Origin of the sequence: Romboutsia hominis, assembly GCF_900002575.1 — a bacterium.
Lineage (GTDB): Bacteria > Bacillota > Clostridia > Peptostreptococcales > Peptostreptococcaceae > Romboutsia_C > Romboutsia_C hominis.
This window is the reverse complement of the sequence record NZ_LN650648.1, coordinates 913,286-937,845: the sequence shown is the minus strand read 5'-3', so window position 1 is coordinate 937,845 and position 24,560 is coordinate 913,286. Positions and strand designations below refer to the sequence as shown.

The 24,560-nt window shown below is 26.1% G+C and carries 22 protein-coding genes, 1 pseudogene and 1 riboswitch; of the genes and pseudogenes, 3 read left to right on the top strand and 20 right to left on the bottom strand.

Going from position 1 to position 24,560, the window contains the following annotated elements; translation table 11 throughout:
• Positions 1-110: 110 nt before the first annotated feature.
• Entirely contained in the window at positions 111-1,406 is a 1,296-nt protein-coding gene (locus FRIFI_RS04390) for an HdeD family acid-resistance protein (RefSeq protein ID WP_166505091.1), read from the top strand.
• Positions 1,407-1,421: 15 nt separating this feature from the next.
• Positions 1,422-1,856 (top strand): XRE family transcriptional regulator, encoded by a 435-nt coding sequence (locus tag FRIFI_RS04385; protein ID WP_166505090.1) that lies wholly within the window; start codon positions 1,422-1,424, stop codon positions 1,854-1,856.
• Positions 1,857-1,934: 78 nt separating this feature from the next.
• Here FRIFI_RS04385 and tlp read toward each other — a convergent pair whose 3' ends face one another.
• On the bottom strand, positions 1,935-2,162 hold the full coding sequence (gene tlp / locus FRIFI_RS04380; RefSeq protein WP_166505089.1) for a small acid-soluble spore protein Tlp: 228 nt from the start codon (positions 2,160-2,162) through the stop codon (positions 1,935-1,937).
• Positions 2,163-2,466: 304 nt separating this feature from the next.
• A riboswitch (glycine riboswitch) is annotated at positions 2,467-2,554 on the top strand.
• Positions 2,555-2,778: 224 nt separating this feature from the next.
• On the opposite strand from tlp, the gene FRIFI_RS04375 reads away from it, so the two are divergent.
• Positions 2,779-4,149, top strand: coding sequence for an alanine/glycine:cation symporter family protein (locus FRIFI_RS04375; protein ID WP_092926620.1), 1,371 nt, complete (start codon positions 2,779-2,781; stop codon positions 4,147-4,149).
• A gap of 98 nt (positions 4,150-4,247) precedes the next feature.
• Here FRIFI_RS04375 and FRIFI_RS04370 read toward each other — a convergent pair whose 3' ends face one another.
• From FRIFI_RS04370 to FRIFI_RS04280, 19 genes and pseudogenes are all read right to left on the bottom strand, one after another.
• Positions 4,248-5,231: a lipoate--protein ligase gene (locus tag FRIFI_RS04370; protein ID WP_166505088.1), complete on the bottom strand. Its 984-nt coding sequence runs from the start codon at positions 5,229-5,231 to the stop codon at positions 4,248-4,250.
• Positions 5,232-5,249: 18 nt separating this feature from the next.
• Positions 5,250-6,107, bottom strand: coding sequence for a lipoyl synthase (gene lipA / locus FRIFI_RS04365; protein ID WP_092926624.1), 858 nt, complete (start codon positions 6,105-6,107; stop codon positions 5,250-5,252).
• A 179-nt stretch (positions 6,108-6,286) separates the two neighbouring features.
• Entirely contained in the window at positions 6,287-8,272 is a 1,986-nt protein-coding gene (locus tag FRIFI_RS04360) for a tetratricopeptide repeat-containing diguanylate cyclase (RefSeq protein WP_166505087.1), read from the bottom strand.
• Between the two features lie 118 nt (positions 8,273-8,390).
• Entirely contained in the window at positions 8,391-9,125 is a 735-nt protein-coding gene (locus FRIFI_RS04355; protein ID WP_166505086.1) for a sulfite exporter TauE/SafE family protein, read from the bottom strand.
• A 760-nt stretch (positions 9,126-9,885) separates the two neighbouring features.
• On the bottom strand, positions 9,886-12,267 hold the full coding sequence (locus FRIFI_RS04350) for a PAS domain-containing sensor histidine kinase (RefSeq protein ID WP_166505085.1): 2,382 nt from the start codon (positions 12,265-12,267) through the stop codon (positions 9,886-9,888).
• Positions 12,268-12,416: 149 nt separating this feature from the next.
• A complete protein-coding gene (locus FRIFI_RS04345) occupies positions 12,417-13,757 on the bottom strand; it encodes a uracil-xanthine permease family protein (RefSeq protein ID WP_166505084.1) in 1,341 nt (446 codons plus the stop codon).
• Positions 13,758-13,952: 195 nt separating this feature from the next.
• On the bottom strand, positions 13,953-15,128 hold the full coding sequence (locus FRIFI_RS04340; protein WP_092926634.1) for an MFS transporter: 1,176 nt from the start codon (positions 15,126-15,128) through the stop codon (positions 13,953-13,955).
• Between the two features lie 239 nt (positions 15,129-15,367).
• Complete coding sequence (locus tag FRIFI_RS04335; protein WP_166505083.1) at positions 15,368-15,517, bottom strand: hypothetical protein; 150 nt, start codon at positions 15,515-15,517, stop codon at positions 15,368-15,370.
• Between the two features lie 21 nt (positions 15,518-15,538).
• Entirely contained in the window at positions 15,539-15,715 is a 177-nt protein-coding gene (locus FRIFI_RS04330) for a hypothetical protein (RefSeq protein ID WP_166505082.1), read from the bottom strand.
• Positions 15,716-15,907: 192 nt separating this feature from the next.
• Positions 15,908-16,852, bottom strand: a complete 945-nt coding sequence (locus FRIFI_RS04325) for an L-lactate dehydrogenase (protein ID WP_092926636.1) — start codon at positions 16,850-16,852, stop codon at positions 15,908-15,910.
• Positions 16,853-17,058: 206 nt separating this feature from the next.
• A complete protein-coding gene (locus FRIFI_RS04320; RefSeq protein ID WP_166505081.1) occupies positions 17,059-17,913 on the bottom strand; it encodes a DUF4438 domain-containing protein in 855 nt (284 codons plus the stop codon).
• Positions 17,914-18,138: 225 nt separating this feature from the next.
• Positions 18,139-19,578: an N-acetylglucosamine-specific PTS transporter subunit IIBC gene (gene nagE, locus FRIFI_RS04315; protein WP_166505080.1), complete on the bottom strand. Its 1,440-nt coding sequence runs from the start codon at positions 19,576-19,578 to the stop codon at positions 18,139-18,141.
• Positions 19,579-19,673: 95 nt separating this feature from the next.
• Positions 19,674-20,162 (bottom strand): PTS sugar transporter subunit IIA, encoded by a 489-nt coding sequence (locus FRIFI_RS04310; protein ID WP_092926642.1) that lies wholly within the window; start codon positions 20,160-20,162, stop codon positions 19,674-19,676.
• Between the two features lie 221 nt (positions 20,163-20,383).
• A complete protein-coding gene (locus FRIFI_RS04305) occupies positions 20,384-20,980 on the bottom strand; it encodes a TIGR04100 family radical SAM protein (RefSeq protein ID WP_092926644.1) in 597 nt (198 codons plus the stop codon).
• Between the two features lie 16 nt (positions 20,981-20,996).
• Positions 20,997-21,518 (bottom strand): TIGR04002 family protein, encoded by a 522-nt coding sequence (locus tag FRIFI_RS04300; RefSeq protein ID WP_092926646.1) that lies wholly within the window; start codon positions 21,516-21,518, stop codon positions 20,997-20,999.
• A gap of 157 nt (positions 21,519-21,675) precedes the next feature.
• Positions 21,676-21,885 (bottom strand): hypothetical protein, encoded by a 210-nt coding sequence (locus FRIFI_RS04295; protein ID WP_092926648.1) that lies wholly within the window; start codon positions 21,883-21,885, stop codon positions 21,676-21,678.
• 294 nt (positions 21,886-22,179) lie between these two features.
• Positions 22,180-23,448: a sensor histidine kinase gene (locus tag FRIFI_RS04290; protein ID WP_092926650.1), complete on the bottom strand. Its 1,269-nt coding sequence runs from the start codon at positions 23,446-23,448 to the stop codon at positions 22,180-22,182.
• Positions 23,432-24,096: pseudogene (locus FRIFI_RS04285) on the bottom strand (response regulator transcription factor). The gene FRIFI_RS04290 and the pseudogene FRIFI_RS04285 overlap by 17 nt, the downstream one beginning before the upstream one ends.
• Before the next feature lie 135 nt (positions 24,097-24,231).
• Positions 24,232-24,441: a cold-shock protein gene (locus tag FRIFI_RS04280; protein ID WP_092926654.1), complete on the bottom strand. Its 210-nt coding sequence runs from the start codon at positions 24,439-24,441 to the stop codon at positions 24,232-24,234.
• Positions 24,442-24,560 lie beyond the last annotated feature (119 nt).

Sequence of the window (24,560 nt, the reverse complement as noted above, 5' to 3'; positions counted from 1 at the left end):
TTTAATCCCTCTTTATCTACATTTTCAGTAAAATTATATCATACATAAATACTATTTTGTTAAACTTCTAATTTAATGATAATATTATACTATCTGTAAGGAGGTTTTATATGAACGTAAAAACTATATCCCCTTTTTCTATATTATCAAAATCTATAATTTTATTTATACTAGGACTTATTATGTTATTTAGTTCTGATTTTATAGGAAGTATAACAACTGATATGATACTAACTTTTTTATTAGTTATAGGTACATTATCTATGCTAACTTATATTTTTAACAAAGAAAAGCGCCATATAAATACACTAGTTGAAGGTATTCTTTGTATTTCTCTTGGGCTTTTTATTAAATATAATCCTATTTTTTTAACGGTATCTATTATAAGAATAATAGGTCTGTATGCATTATTAAATTTTGTAGGTAGAATTACTGCAGCTATTATTTTATACAAAAACAATGTAAAAGAATGTGTAAGAGGCTTTATTTTTAGCTTAATATCATTAGGATTTGGTGTTGTTTTATTATTTTATCCACTAGATTATATATCTATAGTAGATAAAATATGCAGTATATATGTGATACTAATATCTCTTACACTTTTTTCTGATTTTTTAAGGGAGATTTTAGATATCAATGCCTTTAAATCTAATTTAAAAAGGAGATTTAGGATTACACTACCAATAGTTTATGCCGCATTTATACCTCAACATCTATTAGATAAAATTAATAATTTTATCAAGGTAAATCCTAATAATAAAGTTTTAGTTGAAAGTAGTGACTATGATAATCTAATAGATAACTCTTTTTCAACAATAGATATATTTATTCATCTAGCTCCTGATTGTGCTAATGGATTTGGTCATGTTGATATATCTTTTGATGGAATAACTTATTCATATGGAACTTATGATAGTAGTTCTAATAGATTATTTACACTTGTTAGCGATGGTGTTTTATTAGAAGCTGATACTAAAAAATATATTAATTTTATAAATTCTAAATGCAATCGTTCTCTAATAGGGTTTACTTTAGCATTAAATAAAATTCAACATAATGCTATTAAAGATAAAATATCATCTATTAAAAATAATTGTATTCACTGGGAATGTAATTCAAAGAAAGATCCATTTAAAGAGTATACTGATGAAACAAATCTAATGTTTTTAGATACTAATTGTAAATTTTATAAATTCAAATCTGGGTATTTTAAAACATACTTTACTCTAACAGCAAATTGTGTAAGACTTGCAGATACTATCGTAGGTTCTATAGGTTTAGACTTAATAGCAATAAATGGTATAATAACACCTGGTACTTATTATAATTATTTAGATAATTTATTTAAAAGAAAAAATACTATAGTTGTAAAAAAACAACTTTATATGAAACAATCTTCTATATAAATTGGAGGTGATAGCTTGAATAATGAAACAATAGAGTTAATGAGAGTTTTAAAAAATATAAAAGATGAAAGCTGCTTAGATGAATATCTAGTAGATATCTATGATAAATATAAAGGCTTAGAGTTCAAAACATTTTTTGAAGATATTTTAAAACATAAACAAATTACTAAAAGTGAACTTATAAAAAATGCTTGTATAGATAGAACTTATGGTTATCAAATTTTAAATGGAAGTAAAAAACCTAGTCGCGATAAAGTTATCAAACTTTGTATCGGAGCAAGTCTAGATATTAAAGAAACTAATAAAGCTTTAAGACTTGCAGATTGTGGTGAGCTATATTCTAAAAATTTAAGAGATGCTGTAATTATATTTGGTGTAAACAAAGGAATCGGTATTCTAAAATTAAATGAACTTTTATACGATAGAGGTTTGGCTTGTTTAGATGATTAATATTTTAAAAGGTAATAAGTTTATGTTAGTACATACTTATTACCTTTTTTATGTCTAACTATAAATTATATATTTTAATTATCTATACTCATTTTTATTTACATTAGCTTCTTCTTTTATTTCACTACGCATATTACTAAGAGATTCCTCTCTTCTTTTATTTTTTTCCTCTAATTTTCTTCTTTCTTCAGGATTATCTACTTTTTCAATCATTTCATTTGCTAATCTAATATTTTTTAGAGTATGATTTATATTACATTGTATTTTCTCAACATTGTCTCTTCTATCGTCTGGATTTGGTTTCATTTTATATCTCCTTTTAATTAATTTTCATTAGTTATATTGTTCAATAAACATATTTTTATTCTAGTTTGATTAAGTCAAAAAATATATATTGTAGAAATTATCCTAAGATTTTAAATATCTAGTTTATATAGCTAAAGTTTTTAATTTTATTTTTTTTGATTTGACATTTGATATTTTTTTTTGTACTATTATAGCAAATGCAATAACAAATCAATACCCGATTGAAGCTTTATAGAAGAGATGTCATTTTGACACACCGAAGGAGTCGCACTCTCAGGTACTTTTATAAGTAGGACTGTAAAGCTTAGGGAACTCTGGAGAGACCTATATAGGCGCCGAAGGGGCAAGGCAATTTTGCTCAATCTCTCAGGCAAAAGGACAGGGATTATGTACTATACTTACTTTTTGTATAGTTTTATAGTTGTAGTTTATCCAGAGCTAAGTCTTAAGACTTGGCTTTTTTTATTCAAGCAATTATTATTCTTATTATTTAGAAAATTAAAAATTTCTAAATATCTTATCTTCCTGTCAATTAATTCATTTTCCTTTATTGATTTATTAAGGCATAAAATTCACTTCGCTTAAAAATAAGCGAATATATAAGGAGTGTATTTTTATGAATTTAATTGATGTTTTATCTCAAATTAACTCATTTATATGGGGACCACCTTTACTAATACTATTAGTTGGTACTGGTATATTATTTACTTTTAAACTTGGATTTTTACAAATAACTAAATTACCTACTGCTTTAAAATTAATATTTAAATCAGAAAATAATGGTAGTGGAGATATTTCAAGCTTTAGCGCTTTATGCACTGCTCTTGCTGCTACAGTTGGTACTGGAAATATAGTTGGTGTTGCTACTGCTCTAAAAATAGGAGGTCCTGGTGCATTATTTTGGATGTGGGTTGCAGCATTTTTTGGAATGGCTACTAAATATGCTGAAGGAGTACTTGCTATAAAGTATAGAACTAAAAATGAAAAAAACGAAATTTCTGGTGGTCCTATGTACTATATAGTAAATGGTATGGGATCTAAGTATAAACCTCTTGCTATTTTCTTTGCTATAAGTGGTATTTTAGTTGCTCTTTTAGGTATAGGTACATTTACTCAAGTTAATTCTATAACTGATTCTATTAATGGAAGTTTTGGAATTAATCCTAAAATAACTGGAATTATATTAACATTAATTGTAGCCTTAGTTATATTTGGAGGTATTAAAAATATTTCAAAAGTAGCATCTACAGTAGTTCCATTTATGTCTTTTGTATATATACTAATGTGCTTTTTAATTATTTTAGGCTCATTTAATAAAATACCATCTACATTTATCTTAATACTAAAAAGTGCTTTTACACCTACATCTTCTATAGGTGGATTTATGGGAGCTAGTGTATCTATGGCTATTAGAAATGGTATTGCTCGAGGTGTATTTTCTAATGAATCTGGACTTGGTAGTGCTCCAATTGCAGCAGCTGCTGCTAAAACTAATCATCCAGCTGAGCAAGGTCTTATATCTATGACTGGGACATTTATAGATAGTTTGATAATCTGTTCTCTTACTGGATTTTCTCTTATATTATCTGGTGTATGGAAAGGAGATTTAAATGGTGCTCTTATGACTCAAAGTGCATTTGAAAGTGTTCTTCCACATATTGGACCTTTATTTTTAACTATTAGTTTAAGTTTATTTGCTTTTACTACTATACTTGGTTGGTGTTATTATGGAGAAAGATGTTTTGAGTTTTTATTTGGTATTAAGTTTATAAGCGCTTACAGGGTTGTCTTTGTTTTAATGATACTTATTGGGTCATTTTTAAAACTTGAAATGGTTTGGATAATTGCGGATATTGTTAATGCTCTTATGGCTATACCTAACCTTATAGCTCTAATTTATCTTACTCCTGTAGTTATAGCTGAAACTAATACCTATATGAATTATTTAAAATTAAAAAAAGAAGATTCTTATGCTATTAATATATAAATAAATTACATTAATAACTTATATTTTATATATGTTATTTTAAATAAAAAACCTGTATCAATATTATTGATACAGGTTTTTTATTATTATATCTAAAATTATATTATACATTCTATAAGTTCTTCTTTGTTCACTCTATAGAAATACTTATTTATATCAATATTTTCTAATATATCTAATATATCTTTTTTATTATATCTACATCCACATAGTAAACTTGATATATCATCTATTTCGCCCTCTCCAAAAAAGTCTCCATTTATCTTGCATTCTTTTATTATGCCTTTATCTACATTAATCCTAAATTCTACCTTTCCTCCATCTAATCTTTTTCCTTTAGTGATTTCAAATTTAGGAGATTTACCGTAGTTCCATTCCCAAGTTTCAAATTTTTCTTTAGCTATTTCTTCTACTCTCTTTATATCTTCTTTTGTTAAATTATAAACTCCACTAGATTCTTTAAGTAAACTCTCTAGCATTATATCTTTAAACTTTAAACTATCCATATCTTCCTTTAAATAGTTTTTAAGATTTGCAACCCTATCTTTAACTGATTTTATTCCTTTAGATATTATCTTATCTTCAGCTATAGTTATACTTCTTACCATTTCCTCTATGTTAGTGTCAAATAGTATAGAACCATGGTGTAATTTACATCCATTTTTAACACATTGTGCATTTCCAGAGAATTTTTTGCCATCTACTAATAAATCATTTCTACTATTAAAGTATGCATCTATTCCTTGACTTTTTAATGCCTCAATAATTGGTGTTGTAAATGTTTTAAAGTCTATTCCATTTCCATTATAGTTTTTAGTTATAAAGCTAAATTGCCATCCATTCATATCCGTATATATGGTTCCGCCACCTGTTATACGTCTAACTACATTTATATTATTATTTTTTACATAATCTTCATTAATTTCTTCTATTGTATTTTGGAATTTTCCTATCATAAGTGTTGGATTTGTTCTCCAAAACATAAATATAACATCATCTTTTAAGTCTTTCTCATTTATAAGATAATACTCTAGTGCAAAATTAAAGTATGGATTAGTTGAATTATTTTCTACATATATCATGGTTTTATCCCCTTTTGTCTATTTAATAGCTTCTTGTGCATTATACGAACTTCTAACTAAAGGACTACTTGCTATATACTTAAATCCTTTCTCTACTCCAACCACTCTATATTCTTCAAATTTTTCTGGTGTTACGTATTCATAAACTTCTATGTGTTTGTTTGATGGTCTTAGATATTGACCTATTGTAAATATGTCGCATCCTACCTTAAGTACATCATCCATAACCTTAAATACTTCTTCATCACTTTCACTAAGGCCAACCATTATACCAGTTTTTGTTAATATGTGAGGTGCTACTTCCTTTACATATTTTAAAACATCTATACTTCTTTCATATATTGCTTCTGGACGAACTGTATCATATAATCTTTCTACAGTTTCGACATTATGATTTATTACATCAGGATTTGCTTTTATAACTATATCTAAATTTTCTTTGATACCTTTTAAATCTGGTATTAGCACTTCTACAGTAGTATCTGGATTTAAACTCTTCACAGCTTCTATAGTTTTTGCAAAGTGACTAGCTCCACAATCCTCTAAATCATCTCTTGTTACACTTGTTATAACTGCATGAGATAATCCTAGTTCTTTTACTGCTTTTGCTACATTTTCTGGTTCATTTATATCAAGATTTTGAGGTTTACCATTAGTTACATTACAAAACCTACAATTTCTAGTGCATTGACTTCCCATTATCATAAATGTAGCTGTTCTTTTTTTATAGCATTCACCTAAATTAGGGCATTTTGCTTCTTTACATACTGTATTTAATGATAACTGTTCCATCATAACTTCAATCTCTTTTATAGATTGACGTTCATAATTTACTCTTAGCCACTTTGGCTTTCTTCTTACTTTTGTTTTTTCCATATAATCCCCCTGATAAACGTTTATCATATACCTTTCTTTATACAATATTAGATATTAACATATAAATTCCTTCATACTTATTCAAATTTTAAATAAAAGCCCTTAAAACATTAATATCATTTTAAGGGCTTTTATTTAAAATTTAATATAATTTTTATAATTAAAAGTTCATTACTTTTTTAATTATATATACTATATCTATTTCTTCCATTATTTTTAGACTCATACAATGCCTTGTCTGCTTTATCTATTGCTAAATATATATCTTCTTTCATATTTTTCTTTTTAGTATATATACCTATACTTGTAGTTACTATGTCATTAACTAATGAATACTTATGTTCTATTGCCTTATTTTTTATATCTTTTTGTATTTTTTCTACTATTTCTATGGCTTCATTTTCACTAGTGTCCTCTAGTATAATAACTATTTCTTCACCTCCAAATCTTATTCCTATCCCTTTCTTTCTAATATTCATAAGAACTGAATTTGATACTTCTTTTATTACTTTATCTCCTTCTATATGTCCATAATTATCATTATATTTCTTAAAGTAGTCTATATCTAGTAATACTATAGAAATTTCCTTTTCTTCTAGTTTCTTTATATTTCTCTGTTCATAATCATCTAGATATCTCCTATTATAAAGACCTGTCATACTATCTTGATAGTGTAATTTTTTTAATGCTTTCACACGAACTATTCTTGCTATTAAAATAATAATTAATATTACTACTATACATGTCATAATTAATACTTTTATTTGTTCGTTTTTCTCTTTCTCTTTTAATACTTCATTTTCATATGCCTTTATTGAATATTCAATATAATCATTTTTTATAATTTCATCTAAAGATTCTTTCTTTTCTTTTAGTATTTCATTGTATTTTTTATATGATTCTAGATCTCCTATTTTACTGTATATTTCAGCTATATCAGAATAGATATCAATTTCTATATATTTAGCACCTTCATTTTTTAGCTTTAGTATTTTATTATATATATCTAAAGCTTCTTTATAATTTCCTTCTTCTTTTAATATACTTGCATATGATAATCCTAAGAAAATATCTTTATGAATAAAATATTCTACTTTATCTTCTTTTAATAACTCTGAACCTTTTTTTATATATTTTTTAGCTTCTTCATAATTTCCTTTATGTATATTTATATTGGCTATATTATAATTTAGAAGAATTTCTACATCATCTTGTTCATTTTTATCTAGATATTTTATATATTTTTTTGTCTCATTTACTACATCACTACATTTATCGTAATCACCGATACTTAAGTATGCATGCATCTGATTTATATATGTATTTACCTTTGCTTCTGCATTGTTTAATTTATTTGGTATTTTTATATTTATTGCCATATCATACCAATCTATAGCTTCTTTATGCAGACCTAATTCATATACTATATTACCTATAAAAGTATATGCTTTAGCTTCATACACACCAGCTTTATCTATATTTGGATGTTTCTTTGCTAAATTTATAACATCTAAATAATTATATATAGCTTTGCCATACTTTCTATCCATAGTATATATTATAGCTAAATTTCCCCTTAATGCCATTTTAGTCTCTATATCTAAATTGCTAGTTTCTTCTATATATGATTTTAGTAATTTTATTGATTCATCCTTAGTTTTTGCATTATAACTTAATGGAAATATTACTTCCCAAACTACATTACTATTATTTTTATATGACTTATCTTCCTTTATATATGTAATTGCCTTCTTAGCATTAGTTATTAAATTTTCACTTTTGCCTTCTTCTAAAAGACAATTATTTAAAAGTATATAATTGTATACTTTTAAAAATGTATCCTTAGAATTTTTTATATCCTTTTTGGCTAATTCAAAATTTTTTATTGCACTTTTATAATCATGTATACTATAGTCTATATAACCTTGTATAAAGTAATATTCACTGTCTTTTACTTCACCCTTTAAATTAGCCCTAACTTTGTTTATATAGTTTTTTTCTAATTCTTTTTTATTATATGTACTCTCTATACTATCTATTATGCTATCTTTACTCAAATTACTATCATTTAGTTTTTGTGCATATACACTATTATTTTTTATTGATACACAAATTATAAATAAAATAGTAAGAAGTAAAAAAATACTTTTTATATTTTTTATCATTATATTTTTTCCCCTCATTTTCTTACTTAGATATTTTTTGATATTAACAATTATTTGGTTATTAAATATATATTTAACTATTTTTTTATTAAATTGTACAAATTAAAACACATAATAATTAACATAGTATATGTAAAAGATTTTTTATATTGTTTTTCTTCATCTTTCCTAATAAATAACTTCCTATAAATCCTCCCATAATACCACCTACAACCATGAAAGGAAGTACCTCTAAGTTATATACACTAAATCCTTCTGATAAAAACACCGATAAAAGTTTAGACCCTTGTGAAAAAAATATTATAAATATAGAATGTATAGAGCTTTCCTTACTTCCCATACCTAGTATATACATTAATGCAATTACATTTATCGGTCCTCCACCTATTCCTAAAAATGAAGAAATTATACCTAATATAATACCTATCAATGCACAAAATCCTATATTATTAACTCTAAAACCTTTAATTTTACCTTCATTAATATATAAAATTAAAACTACACCCATAAGTATAAATAATGTAGTTGATTGTATTTTTTGGCCTAGTAAATTGTTGTTTAAAGCCGCTAAAAATAAGGTAAATAAATTTTTACCTAATATCCCACCTATTATAGAACCTATTGCTAGAGATATAGTTCTCTTTCCATCTAATTTAACTTTATTTTTTATGCTTTTTAATAAAGCTACTATTGACATAGAAAACACAGTAAAGCTAGATAATATACTTATCGTACTTATATCATAATTTCCTAATGTATCAAGTACTGGCTTTATTATAACTCCTCCACCAATTCCTGATATTGCACCAATAGTCGTCGCTATTATTCCTACTAAAAAATATATGATATTCATTAATTCCCCTCCCTTATGCAAAATATCTTAATTTATGGTCTATAGTCATATTTTATCATAGTATTATTTATTTTTTATGATAAGTTTATAATACCATTTCAATGAATCCTTTGATTTTAGCCAATCTGTATTATTATTTATCTTCATCTTTTTTCATATTTTTAAATTAATCTTATCTTATTAATTCTTGCAGTTTTTACAAAAAGTACATATAGCAATTCAATCGCTTTAGCTGTATCATTTATAACCCCTCTTATTATGGGCAGCGCATTCTTCTTTTTATTTAAAGGAAGTAAATTTTGTTGTTCCTATGAAAGTAGCAATTCATTTGAAAGATAGGTAAGTTAACTTTGTGTAATATGTCTAATACATTGATGTTTAAAAAATACAAACTACAAAAACTTAATAAATTAAATAATATTGCTATATAATTATAATCATGTTTATTTACTGCATCTAAAAAAGTAGATATATCAAATATTTTTTATTACTTGATATATCTACTTTTTTAAGATTCTATACATTACTTTTTGTAAATTAAAGCATATAAGATGTATATTTTATATTCTTTAATTATTATCAGTAAACTCCATATTCCATTTATTTTCTATCTAATTTACTATAAATACATTTATAGTCTGCGTAAGCAACTATACAAAGCATCGATAATAATAATATAATTCAAAAAAGGTTTTCACTTTAGCTAGTGAAAACCTTCATGGTTTATAATTAATTATTCATTAATTTATTATATATATTTTTAAATATTATATATATCTGAAAACTCTATATTACACTTTTCTATTTGTGTATCTCTTAAATTTTTATCTAATATAGTTACTTCTTCATCTTCAATTAAAGATACAGGTATTTCAAATATAAATTCACTTCCTATATTTAATTCACTTTCTACCCTTATAGAGCCTCCATGCATTTCTACTAAAGATTTAACTAAGGATAAACCAATTCCACTACCTTCTCTTCTTTTTATTAGTGCATCATTTACTTGTCCAAATCTATCAAATATAATTCCTATTTTATCCTTAGGTATTCCAGTCCCATTATCTTTTACAGATACTATTACCTTTTTACCATCTGATTTTAAACTTACTATTATTTCTCCATATTCTCCTGTATATTTTATTGCATTTGATAATAAGTTTAGCATAACCCTCTCTATTTTATCAGGGTCACATGCTAATATTTCACACTCTGTATCAGTATCAAATATTAAATTTATATTTTTACACTCTACATAATTTACAACTGATAGAGTTATATCCTCTATTATATTAACTATATTATTATTAGAAAGTTGTAATTCATAGTATCCTGTTTCTATTTTACTTATATCTATAAGATTATTTACAAGTCTTAAAAGTCTATAAGAATTTTGCTTTATTGTACTTATATGATTAATAAGTTTTTCAGTAGTTATGCTATTTTTATATATACTTTGATTTAATAACTGCATGCTCCCAAGTATTATATTAAGTGGAGTTTTAAATTCATGTGATATATTAGAGAAAAATTCATTTTTCATACTCTCTATTTCAATAGCTTTTTCTAGTTTTTTAGTTTGTTCTTCAACATACATTTCTTTTGTTATATCTCTTCCTGTAACTAAAAAATGATTTTCTTCCTCTACATACTTGCTACCTATATGTAACCATATATATTTTCCATTTTTGTTTAAATATCTATACTTAACATTTTTTCTAAATTTAGAACCTTTTTTAAAATCTTTAACTGATAATACCTTTTTCATATCTTCAGGATGTAGTAAATTTTTTAAATTAATATTTATTAATTCTTCTTCTGTCCATCCTAATACTTCACTCCATTTTGAGTTTGCTTTTTTAAAATATCCATCTTCATCTATAACCCCTACTAAATCAACTGCTGTTTCTAAAAACAATGCCAATTCTCTTTCTGTATTGCTTCTTTTTTTATTTTCTATTTTTATTTCATTAGTGAGTTTTAAGTTTTTGATTAATATAGCCATCTGACCACATATAGCTTTTATAAAATTACTTTGGTCATATTCTGGTGGTTTATTATCATATTTATAATATATAGTTAATATGCCTATAATATCATCTCTTAATTTTATTTTATAAGTTCCTATGTATTTCACTCCATCATTTTCCATTTTTTTACATATATCTATATGGCTTACTTCATTTATATCCCTTAAGCCATCTGACATATTATTAAAAATTTCCCACTCTATTGTATCTTTACCTAGTTTTATTATACCTTCATGCTGTGATACAACAGAATAACCTCTTCTTATATATGATTTTAATTCTTTTTTATCTTTATCATACAACCATATAGATATTCCATCAATACTTAAGTATTTTAAGAGCTCATAACAACCATTTTCTAATAATCCTTTTATATCACGATTAGATATATTTAAAATATTGTTCAAAGTTGATACTTGATTGTGGTTATTAAATACCTGCTTTTCTATCTTTTTTCTCAAACTTATATCCCTTGTAGCTCCTACCGTATAAATTACATCTTCATTTTCACCAAGTATAGGTGCCTTATACGATTCAAACTCTTTGCTTATTCCATTTACTATTATAGCTTCTTCAAATAGCCTTGGCTTTTTTGTATTTATTACCTCTTCATCTACCTCTTTATATAAATGTGCATATTCATCTTTAAAATTATCTATATCATAATTTCCTATCATATTTTCTTTTTCTTTGTTGGCAAGACTTGCTAGATATCTATTTGAGTATAAATATTTACCATCTATATTCTTAATCCATAATCCTATCGGTATACTATCTAGTAGATTATCTAAGTCTTCTATTGTATATGATTTGCTTATTTCTTTACATAATATAAAAATTGCTTCTTTTTCTTCAAAAAAATCTATTATTATATCACAGTTAAATTTGACAATGTCTTTTGTCTTTCTATAAAACAACAAATCTATATTTTCTTCTTTTTTTATACAATCAATATCTTCTATATTATATAAAATATTATTTATATTATTTTGTATTATATCCTTTTGTTTATACCCTAATTTTTCTAATAATACTTCATTACAAAATAATATATCTCCTTTATTATTTATAATTATTATATTCTCATTTAATTTATTAAATATCCTTTTCATCGGTATATTTCCCCCTGTTATATCTTTCCCTATTATAATTATATATAACTTATACCTAAATTTAAATAAAATTTTAACACATATATATAAAGTTTTTTATAAAAAAATAGCTATTTTTACATATAAAAATAACTATCTTTTATTTTGTATTAAGATATTTGACCTTCTAATTTAACTTCTAATTCTACAGATTTTTCTTCTTTTGGAAGTACTATATTTAAAACTACTGCTATAATTGCAACTAATACAAGTCCTGAATCTCCAAATATTAATTGTATAGATTCTGGCATATTAGAAAGAACTCCTGGAACAAATGATAATCCAACGCCAACTCCTAATGAAAGTGCTACTATTGTGCTATTTCTATTATTAAGAGGCTCACTAGTTATAAGCTTTATCCCACTAACTGCAATCATTGCAAACATCATTACACTAGCTCCACCTAATACACTTGAAGGCATTAAAGATATTATTGCTCCAAATTTTGGAAATACTGCTGCTAATATTAAAAATACTGCACCTGTTGCTACTACATTTCTATTTATAACTTTAGTCATGGCTATAATCCCTACATTTTGGCCAAACGAAGTATTTGGAAGTACACTAAACATTGCCCCTATAACACTTCCTATACCATCTGCCATAACTCCACCTGCTATTTCTTTATCAGTAGCATCTCTTCCTATCCCTGAATGGGCTATTGATGTTATATCCCCTACTGTCTCAACAGCTGAAACTATAAATACACAAGCTACTGCAAATATTGCGTCTAGATGGAATTCAAACCCGAATGTAAACGGCATTGGAACAGATATCATAGACATCTGAGATAGTTGCGAAAAATCTATCTTTCCCATTGGTATTGCTACTATATATCCAACTATAAGTCCTATAAGTATTGATGCTAAACTAGTTATCCCTTTAGTATATTGATTAAAAATTAATACAGTTAGTAAAACTACTGTTCCTAATATAAGATTTGATATTGAACCAAAGTCACTAGCTCCTACTCCACCTGCAAAATAATTTATACCTGTTGGAAGTAAAGATATACCCATAGCTAAAACTACTGTTCCTGTTACCACTGACGGGAAAAATCTCCTTAATTTTTTCATACTTTGACCAAACATTAATTCTATAAGCCCACCTACTAGACATGCTCCAAGTATCGTTTCATATCCATACTTAGCACCTATTGCTGTAAGTACTGGTACAAACCCAAAACTAGTTCCCATAACTATTGGTAACCTTGCTCCAAATGGACCAACTTTATAACATTGTATTAATGTTACTATTCCAGATACAAACATAGCACATTGTATTAAAGAAGTTTTATCAGCTAATGACAAGTTAAGTATATTAGAAATTATTATAAGTGGTGTAACATTTCCAACAAACATCGCTAGTATATGCTGAAGACCTAAGGGTATAGCTTCTGTTAATTTTGGCTTACCATCTAGTTGATAAATAACCGAACTTTGATTCTTCATTTTATATTTCCTCCCCTATAAAACCGATTATTATTCCATAAATTTATTTAATAATTCGTATTTATAGGTTAATTATAGCATAACAGGATTTTTTTTCAATAATTTATGAACTTTTTTTAAATTTTATCTATTTAAGTACGATTTAGTAAGTACTTTATTCTTAATATTCATATTAATTTCTATTTTTTATACTAGTTATTCTTCATTTATTTCTAATTTAAGTTTTTTTAATGTTAAAAGTCCGAATGCTCCTATAAAAGATGCCAACATAACTACTATCCACCCTATAGATATAGAGCTTGAATCTATAATTTTCCCCATTATCATAGGTCCCATTGCATATCCCATTCCAGTAATTAATGGTATTACAGAACTTATCCTTCCCCTATGAGATATAGGAGTATTGTTCGCTATAAAAGCCGAACTATTAATAGCTATTAAAACTTCGCCTATAGTTAATAATGTTATTGCTAGGAAAAATAATGGCATCACTTTTGAAAAACTAACCACTAAAAAACATAACCCATATAAAATTCCTCCTATAGACATAATGTTCATAGATTTATATTTTTTAGTTTTACTAGTTAATATAGGAGTTAATATAATTACTATAAATCCATTTAATCCTCCTAATAATCCATACAATCTTGCCCCATCCTCTTTAAATATTTCTCCCATTTGAAGAGGAAGAGAAAATCCCCATTGAGAATATGAAAATTGATATAATAGCATTATAATAGGAAATGCTATTAGTATAGGTCTTTTAATTAATACTTTTAAAGTAGAAAAATCTTTATATTCATCATCATATATCTCTTTTGAGTCTATTACATTGCTTTTTTTAATTTTTGTTGGCTCTTTTACATAAAATATAAATAGTGTTAGGGCTATTAAGGTAGTTATAGCATCTCCTATAAATATTAAAAATAAATAATCTTTATATAAAAATCCACCAAGTATTGGACCTATAGAAAAACCAATATTCACTCCCATATACAATAGTGAGTATGATTCTTTTCTATTTCCTTCATTAGTTAAATCTGCATTTAACGCATCATAAGCAGGTGATGATATTGAATAAAAACATGATGATAATATCATTATCTTAGCTGTTAATACAGTAGTATCCATAAGCCCACATATAATTAACATAAGTGCACCTAAAGCTTGAAATGTTATTATAACTTTTCTTCTTCCAATCGTATCACTTAACTTTCCTCCAGTTATCATACATGGAGCCTGAAATACTGCAAGCATTGTCACAAATTGACCGGCTTCAAAAGCTGACATTCCTATTTTTTGTGTAAGTATCAATGACATAAGAGGATGTACAAAAGAACCTATACTATTTACTATTTTACCTATAAACAATATGTATATCTCTTTTGGGAGTCCTTTATATGTATTAAGTAATTTATTAATAATAATCCCCCCTAAACTCTATTACCTCATTCATTAATAATTAATATTAGTATTTCTATTTATATTTTTCAATAATTTATATATCTAAATGCGTCTACTTAAATAATTTATTCAAATAAAATAGTAGGTTATTTAATATAAATATTAATTAACCTACTATTTTATAACTATATTATTGTGTTGCTAATTTAATTATCACTTGATTTTTTATTATCGTCTTCTTTTTCTAATTCATTTATATTCTCAGCTATTTCTTTTATAGAGGAACTATTTGAAAGTATATATTTTGCATACTCAATTGCGTCTTTATAATGTCCATTTGAAAATTTATTCTCCATTAGTTTCCTCCTAAATTTAATTTAACATGGTGGGAAATGATGTTTTTTAGCTAATCTTTCGCCTACTATGTCACCTATTTTTTTATTAGTACTTATTTCTTCTGCAATTTCCATTCTATTTTTATTTTCTTTTAATAACTTATCCATATGTGGATTATTATCTGACCTTCCTTCATTTACTTTAACTTCTTTTTTCATAACTTTATCCTTTCTTTTAAATTGTGCTTACTTTTAAGTTATCCATATATTGAAGTTTTATTATTATAAGTTTTTTTATATTTTAGATAAATTTGTTTAAACTAATACTCTAAATATTTCATATACTATTACATAACTATAAATAATTAAAAGCGCTACTTAAAATTAAGTAGCGCTTTTAATTATTTATTTTTATAAGTCTAATTTTTTTATATTTTCTTTCATTATCTTTATAGAATCATTTAACTTTTCTTTTTCTGTAGCATCAAGTGGTAAATGTATCACTTCTCTTACTCCATCTTTATTTACTATACTTGGAACTGCTATATACACGTCTTCATTTCCATATTCTCCATTTAAATATGATGATACTGTAAGTACTGTATTTTCATTTTCAAGTATAGCTTTAGTTATCTTAGTTAAAGCCATTCCTATACCATAATATGTCGACTTTTTACAATCAATTATTTTATAAGCTATATTTCTAACTTCATCTTCTATTTTTTCTAAATCATCAAAATCTATATTCTTATCTTTTCTAGATGCTATTTGATATATTGGTTGTAATCCACAAAGTGCATAACTCCAAGCTACAAATTGAGAATCTCCATGTTCACCCATTACATATGCATTTATATCTTTAGGATTTACATTTAATCTTTCACCTAATGTATATCTAAGTCTAGCTGAATCTAGTGTCGTTCCTGATCCTATGACTTTCGATTTATCATAACCAGATAATTTCCATGATACATAAGTCATTATATCAACTGGATTTGTAGCTATTAATAATATTCCTTTAAAGCCTGTCTTTTTTATTTCTCCTATTATAGACTTCATTATTTTTGTATTTTTATGTAATAAGTCTAATCTTGTCTCTCCTTCATTTTGTATAGCACCTGCTGTTATGCATATTATGTAGGCATCACTACAATCGCTATAATCCCCTGCATATATCTTCATTTTTCTTGGTGCAAAGCTAAGTCCATGATTTAAATCAATAGCTTCTCCTTCAGCTCTTTTTTTATCTAAATCTATAAGCACTAATTCTTCGCATGTTCCTTGGTTTACCATTGAATAAGCATAGCTCATTCCCACCATTCCTGTTCCTACTATTACAACTTTACTTTTATTCATTTGGCCCCTCCTAGTTAGTCTTTTCATATTATATACCATTTTTTGTAAATTTTAAATCTTTAAAATTGTTTTTATAATAGATTTCACTTTTTTGAATATACATATTCTCATATATTAAAATAAAATATTTATTTTTTAGTAACTATAGATATACTTACTTTTAACTCAAAAATAAGGTCTTCTATTTAAATAGAAGACCTTATTTTTTATTTCATATAATTTTTTATATTAGCATTTTCATCTATAATACCTTCTAAAGTGTCATCTTTACAAGTCATTATAACTGTTACCCCTGGCCCATGACCTGATTTCACACAATCACTATGAACTACAACTCCTATACTTACAGCACCTTTTAAATATCCTACACCATATGTGTTATCACAATCTTGAAGTAATACTAAATCGCCAAATTTTAACTTATCAAGACCTAATCTCTTTATTTCTTCCATATCAGCTGTCATTATGTCATAATCACCATCTGTAGCGGCACTTTTAGAACCTATACCAGATCCCATTAAATATGCTGGTACTTTTCCTACAACATTAACTTTAAGCTTTCCATTTTCTTCTTTTATGTTTAATTTTTCAAATAAATTAGGATCTATATTCATTATGTGTACATTTTCATAGTTATTTAACTTAAGCCCTTGTCCATATGCTTTTATCATTATTTTATCATCGATTGCTAAATCTTCTAAAGTTTCCTCATCAAAATATATTAACACATGGTCTATACCTCCATGCATACCTGTTACATATCCCTTTTTACCTTTAGCATCTCCTGATACTATTTTAGCTTCATTTCCAATACATGCAAATGTCATTAATGCTGCATTTTCTGAACTATTTTCATTTCTTATAGATACACCTGGCTCTACATGGTCACCTGCCCAATTAAAAACACTATCACCAACAGATACATTATATGATATTCCACCTGTTGCTGGAAGTATCATAGGTTTTCCATCGTGACTTATTCTATAATTTCCACCTATTGGATGATGAATTTTACCTTGTACTGACCATTTAACTACATGTTCTTTATTAGTATTTAACATATATCCCCCTCCTATTTTTAGATAATTTTTATTTTCATTTATTTTATATTATAGCTATACTTTTGTAAAAATTGAACAAGAAAAATTTAATTTACTCCTACTACCGACACTTTGTCTTAGTATTTACTAAAAACATCTCTTGCTTAAATCATCTAAAATTAATAAAGTTTAAAATTCATGGTATTATAAATAAGGATATCTAAATTTAGATATCCTTATTATTTTCTATTTTCTAAGACTTTCATTTATTCCATCAGCTACGAATTCAACTTTCGTACCAACTATAACTTGAGCACTAGTCTTGCTTAATTTAACAACACCTTTTACCCCTAATGATTTTAAACCTTTTTCATTCATTTTATTAGTATCAACTAGTTCTAATCTTAATCGAGTTGCACAGTTTTCAACCTTAATTATATTCTCATCTCCACCTAGATATTCTATATATTTTCTAGATATTTCATCTTCACTAGTTGCTGCTACTTCACTATTTTGTATTGGATTTGAACTAAGTTCATCATCATCTTCTCTACCTGGAGTTGGTAAATCTAGCTTAACTATTAAAAAGTAAAATACTACAAAGTATAAAGCACCAATTCCAAGCCCTACTAGTAATATATATATTGGATTAGTAGCTAAGTTAAAGTTTAGTAAATAGTCTATCGCTCCTGCTGAAAATGTAAACCCATGAAGTACTCCTAGTGAATCTGTAATAAACATAGATATTGCTGTAAGTATTGCATGTGCTACTAATAATGCTGGTGATAAAAATATAAATAAAAATTCAAGTGGCTCTGTAACACCTGTTAATAAAGCTGTAAGTCCTAAAGATAAAAGCATACCTGCTACCGCTTTTTTCTTTTCTTTCTTAGCTGCACAGTATATAGCAAATGCTATTGCTGGTAAACCAAACATCATTACTGGGAAAAATCCTGCCATAAAGTGTCCTGCTGTAGGATCTCCTGCAAAGAATCTGTTTAAATCGCCTGTTGTCCCATTAAAGTTTCCTAATTGGAACCAGAAGAATGAATTAAATACATGATGAAGTCCCATTGGTATTAATAGACGATTAAAGAATCCATATAATGCTGCTCCCATAGCTCCAAACCCTGCTATAGCTGCTGATATATCTCCTAAAAAAGCTTGAATACTAGGCCAAACTATAGCTAAAGGTATAGCTACTATAGCTGATATTAATCCAGACATTATAGGAACTGCTCTTCTTCCACCAAAGAATGCTAAAAACTCTGGCAGTTGAACTTTTCTATATCTATTATAAGATAATCCACCTATTAAACCTGCTAGTATACCACCTAAAAATGATATATTTAATGTTGATGCTATTTCTGGTGCAAAATTTATACCCCAATATTTAGTAGTAACATTAGTTAACGTTAGATAAGATATAACACCTGCTAGAGCTGATGCACCATTTTGATCATCAGATAAACCAACTGCAACTCCTAGCGCAAATAATAATGGTAAATTATCAAATAATGCAGACCCTGCTGCTCCAAAAAATGGAAGTATTTGAGACATAAATGGCACTGCATACAATGCTTTTATTACATCAGGTTGTCCAATTCTTAGCATAATACCTGCTATTGGTAGTGCCGCTATAGGTAACATAAGTGATTTACCTATACGCTGTAAAAATTTAAGCATATAATTTCCTCCTGTTGATGTCATTATTTATTTTAATTTAATTTTATTACATATAAAAGGTCCTTAGATATATCTAAAGACCCCCTATTTGTTAGTTATTTAACTATTTCTATTCTATTTTCTTCTTTAGCTTCTACAGCACCTGTTACAATTTTTACAGACTGTCCATCTTCTAAACTAGTAAATATTATAGGACTTATATCCGATGTTGCATTATTTTTTATAAAGTCAACATCCATTTTCATTATTTTATCTCCTGCTTTAACTTTATCTCCAACATTTGTGAATATCTCGAAACCTTCACCTTTTAAATTCACTGTATCTATTCCTAAATGTATAAGTAATTCTAAACCATCATCAGTTTTTAACCCCATAGCATGTTTAGTATCAAATATCATCTCAACTGTTGCATCTACTGGTGATACTATAACCCCATCATTTGACTTTATAGCAAATCCATCTCCCATAATCTTGTTGGAAAATACCTCATCTGGTACATATGATAACTCTAATATTTCACCATTTGTAGGCGATAATATAATACTGCTTTTATTTTTCTTTTTGAAGATATCAAATATTCCCATTGCTCTTTGCTCCTGTTCTTTTGTTAATTTAATTTTCTTTTTAGTTGTAGTTTACCATAAATACCGTCAAATTTTATACTTTTTTTATATTTTTTTTACTTTTTATGAAATATTCCCCATTGAATTTAAATTTATATTTTAATACTTATTTATTATTATATATACTAAAAAACTATAAAAATAAATTTATTTTTATAGTTTTTTAGTGTACTCTAAGTATTTTAATTTTTATTTCTTACTTTTAAATCTATTCCAAGCTTATTTGCTAACACTTTTGACATTTCTATTTCTTCTTGCGATATTTCATCTACAACGGAAAAAGCTACTTCACTTATATACTCTTTACATTCTTTTGCAAAATTTATCATATATTCAAATGATACTTCCCCGTATTTAGGTCTTGTAACCTTTGTATAAACCTCTTTATTTGGAGCATTTAAGCTAATTGATATAGAATCTATATTATCCTTTAATAGTATTGCTGTTTTCTTTTTATGAATCAAATCACTTAAACCATTGGTATTAACCCTAACTTTTACATTACTTTTTTCTTTTATAAACTTACTAATTTCTATTACTTCGTCTAGTCTAACTAAGGGTTCTCCATATCCACAAAATACAACTTCATTATAATCGCTTAAATTATAATTTTTAAAAGCTTCCTTTATTTCGTCAATACTTGGTTCATGTTCTAGCCATAAACTTCCACTTTTTTCAATTTCATCCTTCTCATCTCTTATACAAAATATACATCTACATGGACATTTATTAGTTAAGTTTACATAAAGACTATCACCTATTGTATATAATATATTCATATCTATCTCCTTTTTATTAAAATTTTTTCTTTATTTCTAATTTATCAAAAGTACTTCCAATTAATAAAAACACTATAAAGCTTCCTATTGGTTGTACAAAACCTACAAGAGACAATACAAATGCACCTACAAATGTACCTGATATAATTCCCCCTGCTATCATATATAAAAACCATCCTACAAATCCCGCAATAAAGCTTCCTATTATATTTCTTTTAGTTATTATTTTTTCGCTATTTGAGCTTATAAATAATACTAATATTGGCTTTATTATTATTGTTGGTATTAGCCATATAGCTGCACCACTAACTAAATCTGCCATTCCAGCTCCTATTGCTGCACAAATCATTGCGTAAGGAGTAGGAAGTATAGCTGCTGCTAAATATATAAATGAATCCCCTATATGAACATACCCTCCATTAGCTCCTACTGGAATATGTAATATATATGCTGTTGTTAAACAAACTAGTGCGGCAAATAAAGATGATGTCACTAAAAATTTTGTTTTAGTTTTACTTACTTCATTCATTCTATCCATAATTATTCCTCCACTTTTAATGAATCCTAATTAAATATTACTACCTAACCCATACAATTTCCATATATGGATCTTAAATATATAATAAATATAAAATGTAATGATACAATTTTATTTAAATATTAAAAGAGCTAAATAATTTAGCTCTTTTAGGTATTTATTTATGTTCTTTTTCCATTTGTTTTTTTAAATTTTTAGCAAATTTTTTTTCTTTATATCTTTCCATTCCATCTTCCACTTGATTTTCCATATTAGCCATAAATCCTAGTACATTTTCTTTTACATCTTCTGCTTTTTCTTTAGCTCCATCAAGTCTTTTTTCCATATCATTTTTCATATTATTCATATAATTTTTCATAGTAGTCATATATCCTCCTTTATTTATATTATTTTTTGCATTTTATTAAAAATTATTACTTTCTTTTTTTGTACAAAATCTAATTTATTATTTTATAAATTATACATTTTACTTACAATTAAAAATATCCCCTATATAAAATATAGGGGATATAAATAATGGCAACCCATAGGAGGATGTGAGGGAGTGTTGCCATTATTTTAGGGTATTATATTATGGTTTTTAAGCTAGTCTTTCTATACTTATATATTAACTTTTTAATATGAATTTAATATGAGTTTTAAGTGAATGAACTTTGAAAGTTTAATTAAACTCTATAGTAAATATTACTGAATTCTCTTTATTTTTTATGTTATGCTTAAATCCATGACTTTGAAGTATTTTACTAACTAAATATAACCCTAGCCCACTTCCTCCAGTTTTTCTAGATCTTGATTTTTCTACTCTAAAAAATGGCTTAAATATCTCATTTAGATATTTTTTATCTATAGTAATGCCTGTATTTTCGACTTCTAAATATATTTTTGAATCAGTTTTTCTTCTAGCAATTTTTACACTTTTAGTGTACAGCTTCACTATTATAGTTTCTTTATTTGGTGAATATTTTATAGCATTGTTTATTATATTACTTATTGCTTTTTTTATTCTATCTTCATCACATTTTACATACAAATCTTTTTCTATATCTATTACTGTATTTAAATTTTTATCTTCTATTAAAAATGCTTGTCTTTTTATTATATTTTCAACCATATTGCTTAAATTAACAGTATCTAAAGTCAAATCAGTTTCTAATATTTCACATTTTGATACTTCTATCATCTCATTTACCAATTCTTTTAACTCTTGTGTAGTATCATATGATTTTTCTAAATATAAATCTCTATCTTTATATTTCCCTATATTATAAATCATACCTTCTAGTTGTCCACTTATTATAGTTATTGGCGTTTTTAGTTCATGAGATATAGTAGCTATAAATTCTTTTCTTTTATTTTCAGCTTCTCTTTCAGTTTCTATTATATCTATCAAAGGTTTAGTTATTACTTTTGTATATATGTATGCACCTATTATAGCTATTAATATAGCTACCCCTATAATATATGGCATAAGATTTCTTATAACCTCAGTAGCTTCATCTATAGGCTGAAGCGGCATTACTATACTTAAATTATATGGGAGTATTGAATCTTTAGTATATATAGTAATATTCTTAGGGTATTCTCTACTATTATTTATTATATATTTACTATGATTAAGTATTAATAATTCTGTTCTACCATAAATTCTTCTTCCACTTTGGTTAGTTAAAAGAACAGATAGATTTTGACTCGCTTCTAGTTGATGTAGCTTCTCTTTTAATTCATCCGTTGTATAAAATACTGATTCTTTCTTAAGTCGTGCTACACTTTTTTCGAAATTCCCTATTTTATACTCATAATAATATGTTGGTAATAAAAAATATAAGATTAGGTATATTATTATAGCTAATGCTAGTAATAACCCTGTTGTTATTGTAAATAGTTTATACTTTATATTTAATTTTTCCCATTTACTAAATATCTTTTTCAAGAGTATATCCTATACCTTTTACTGTTTTTATATATGGTAATACTATTTTTTTCTTATATTTTTTATATGTGCATCAACTATTCTTGTATCTCCATAATAGTCATATCCCCATATACTATCTAATAAACTTTCTCTAGTTACCACTTGTGGATATTTTTCTATTAAAGTCTTAAGTATATTAAATTCCTTTAAAGTAAGTTCTATAGTTTCTTCTTTTATTTGTGCTGTATACGTATTTAAATCTAATTTTAAGTCTTCAAAGATTAAACAGTCACTACTAGTTTGTGATGTCCTTCTAAGCACTGCTTCTACTCTTTTTATAAGTAACTTAAATGAAAAAGGCTTTGTTATATAATCATCACACTCTAAATCAAACCCTTTTATCTGATCTGATTCGTCAGTTAATGCTGTTAAAAATATTATAGGTACATTTGAATTTTTTCTAATCATTTTACATACTGAATGTCCATCTAAATTTGGCATCATAATATCAAGTATTATTAAATCATATTCTTTTTCCTTAAACTTTTGTATACCTTCTACTCCATCATTAGCTGAGTCTATTTTATATCCCTTAGAACCTAAAAACTCAACTATGAGTTCTTGTATATCTGAATCATCTTCAATAACTAATATAGATTCACTCATTTTATCAACTCCATTTGATCTTTATTTATATTTAATTTTATCATAATTAATTTATAACTATATGAATTTTTTATGAAGTATATAATTTTTTCCGTAATTAAAAATAAGGAACTATCAATTGATAGTTCCTTATTTTTATAATTTGTGTACATTTATAGCTGACATTCCTTTTGGAGCCTCTACCATATCAAAGCTAACTTCTTCACCTTCATGTAAATTCTTTTCATCATTTTCTTCTTTTATATTTGTAAAGTGAACAAATACGTCTTCACCAGTATCACAAGTTATAAAACCATATCCTTTTACACTATTAAACCACTTTACTACACCGTTGAACTTTGCCATTTTGTCTACTCCTTTAATATTATTAATTAATAATATTATTTCTTTACTTATATATTTTATACTATTAACTCTTTAAAGTTCATCTTGTTTTGATTTACTAATACCAAATAATAGCTTGC

What these genes read in the sequence shown, in the direction of transcription:
- FRIFI_RS04390 (WP_166505091.1), top strand. Translation starts at nt 111, where the DNA reads ATGAACGTAAAAACTATATCCCCTTTTTCTATATTATCAAAATCTATA.
- tlp (WP_166505089.1), bottom strand. Translation starts at nt 2,162, where the DNA reads ATGAAACCAAATCCAGACGATAGAAGAGACAATGTTGAGAAAATACAA.
- FRIFI_RS04375 (WP_092926620.1), top strand. Translation starts at nt 2,779, where the DNA reads ATGAATTTAATTGATGTTTTATCTCAAATTAACTCATTTATATGGGGA.
- FRIFI_RS04370 (WP_166505088.1), bottom strand. Translation starts at nt 5,231, where the DNA reads ATGATATATGTAGAAAATAATTCAACTAATCCATACTTTAATTTTGCA.
- lipA (WP_092926624.1), bottom strand. Translation starts at nt 6,107, where the DNA reads ATGGAAAAAACAAAAGTAAGAAGAAAGCCAAAGTGGCTAAGAGTAAAT.
- FRIFI_RS04360 (WP_166505087.1), bottom strand. Translation starts at nt 8,272, where the DNA reads ATGATAAAAAATATAAAAAGTATTTTTTTACTTCTTACTATTTTATTT.
- FRIFI_RS04355 (WP_166505086.1), bottom strand. Translation starts at nt 9,125, where the DNA reads ATGAATATCATATATTTTTTAGTAGGAATAATAGCGACGACTATTGGT.
- FRIFI_RS04350 (WP_166505085.1), bottom strand. Translation starts at nt 12,267, where the DNA reads ATGAAAAGGATATTTAATAAATTAAATGAGAATATAATAATTATAAAT.
- FRIFI_RS04345 (WP_166505084.1), bottom strand. Translation starts at nt 13,757, where the DNA reads ATGAAGAATCAAAGTTCGGTTATTTATCAACTAGATGGTAAGCCAAAA.
- FRIFI_RS04335 (WP_166505083.1), bottom strand. Translation starts at nt 15,517, where the DNA reads ATGGAGAATAAATTTTCAAATGGACATTATAAAGACGCAATTGAGTAT.
- FRIFI_RS04330 (WP_166505082.1), bottom strand. Translation starts at nt 15,715, where the DNA reads ATGAAAAAAGAAGTTAAAGTAAATGAAGGAAGGTCAGATAATAATCCA.
- FRIFI_RS04325 (WP_092926636.1), bottom strand. Translation starts at nt 16,852, where the DNA reads ATGAATAAAAGTAAAGTTGTAATAGTAGGAACAGGAATGGTGGGAATG.
- FRIFI_RS04320 (WP_166505081.1), bottom strand. Translation starts at nt 17,913, where the DNA reads ATGTTAAATACTAATAAAGAACATGTAGTTAAATGGTCAGTACAAGGT.
- nagE (WP_166505080.1), bottom strand. Translation starts at nt 19,578, where the DNA reads ATGCTTAAATTTTTACAGCGTATAGGTAAATCACTTATGTTACCTATA.
- FRIFI_RS04310 (WP_092926642.1), bottom strand. Translation starts at nt 20,162, where the DNA reads ATGGGAATATTTGATATCTTCAAAAAGAAAAATAAAAGCAGTATTATA.
- FRIFI_RS04305 (WP_092926644.1), bottom strand. Translation starts at nt 20,980, where the DNA reads ATGAATATATTATATACAATAGGTGATAGTCTTTATGTAAACTTAACT.
- FRIFI_RS04300 (WP_092926646.1), bottom strand. Translation starts at nt 21,518, where the DNA reads ATGGATAGAATGAATGAAGTAAGTAAAACTAAAACAAAATTTTTAGTG.
- FRIFI_RS04295 (WP_092926648.1), bottom strand. Translation starts at nt 21,885, where the DNA reads ATGACTACTATGAAAAATTATATGAATAATATGAAAAATGATATGGAA.
- FRIFI_RS04280 (WP_092926654.1), bottom strand. Translation starts at nt 24,441, where the DNA reads ATGGCAAAGTTCAACGGTGTAGTAAAGTGGTTTAATAGTGTAAAAGGA.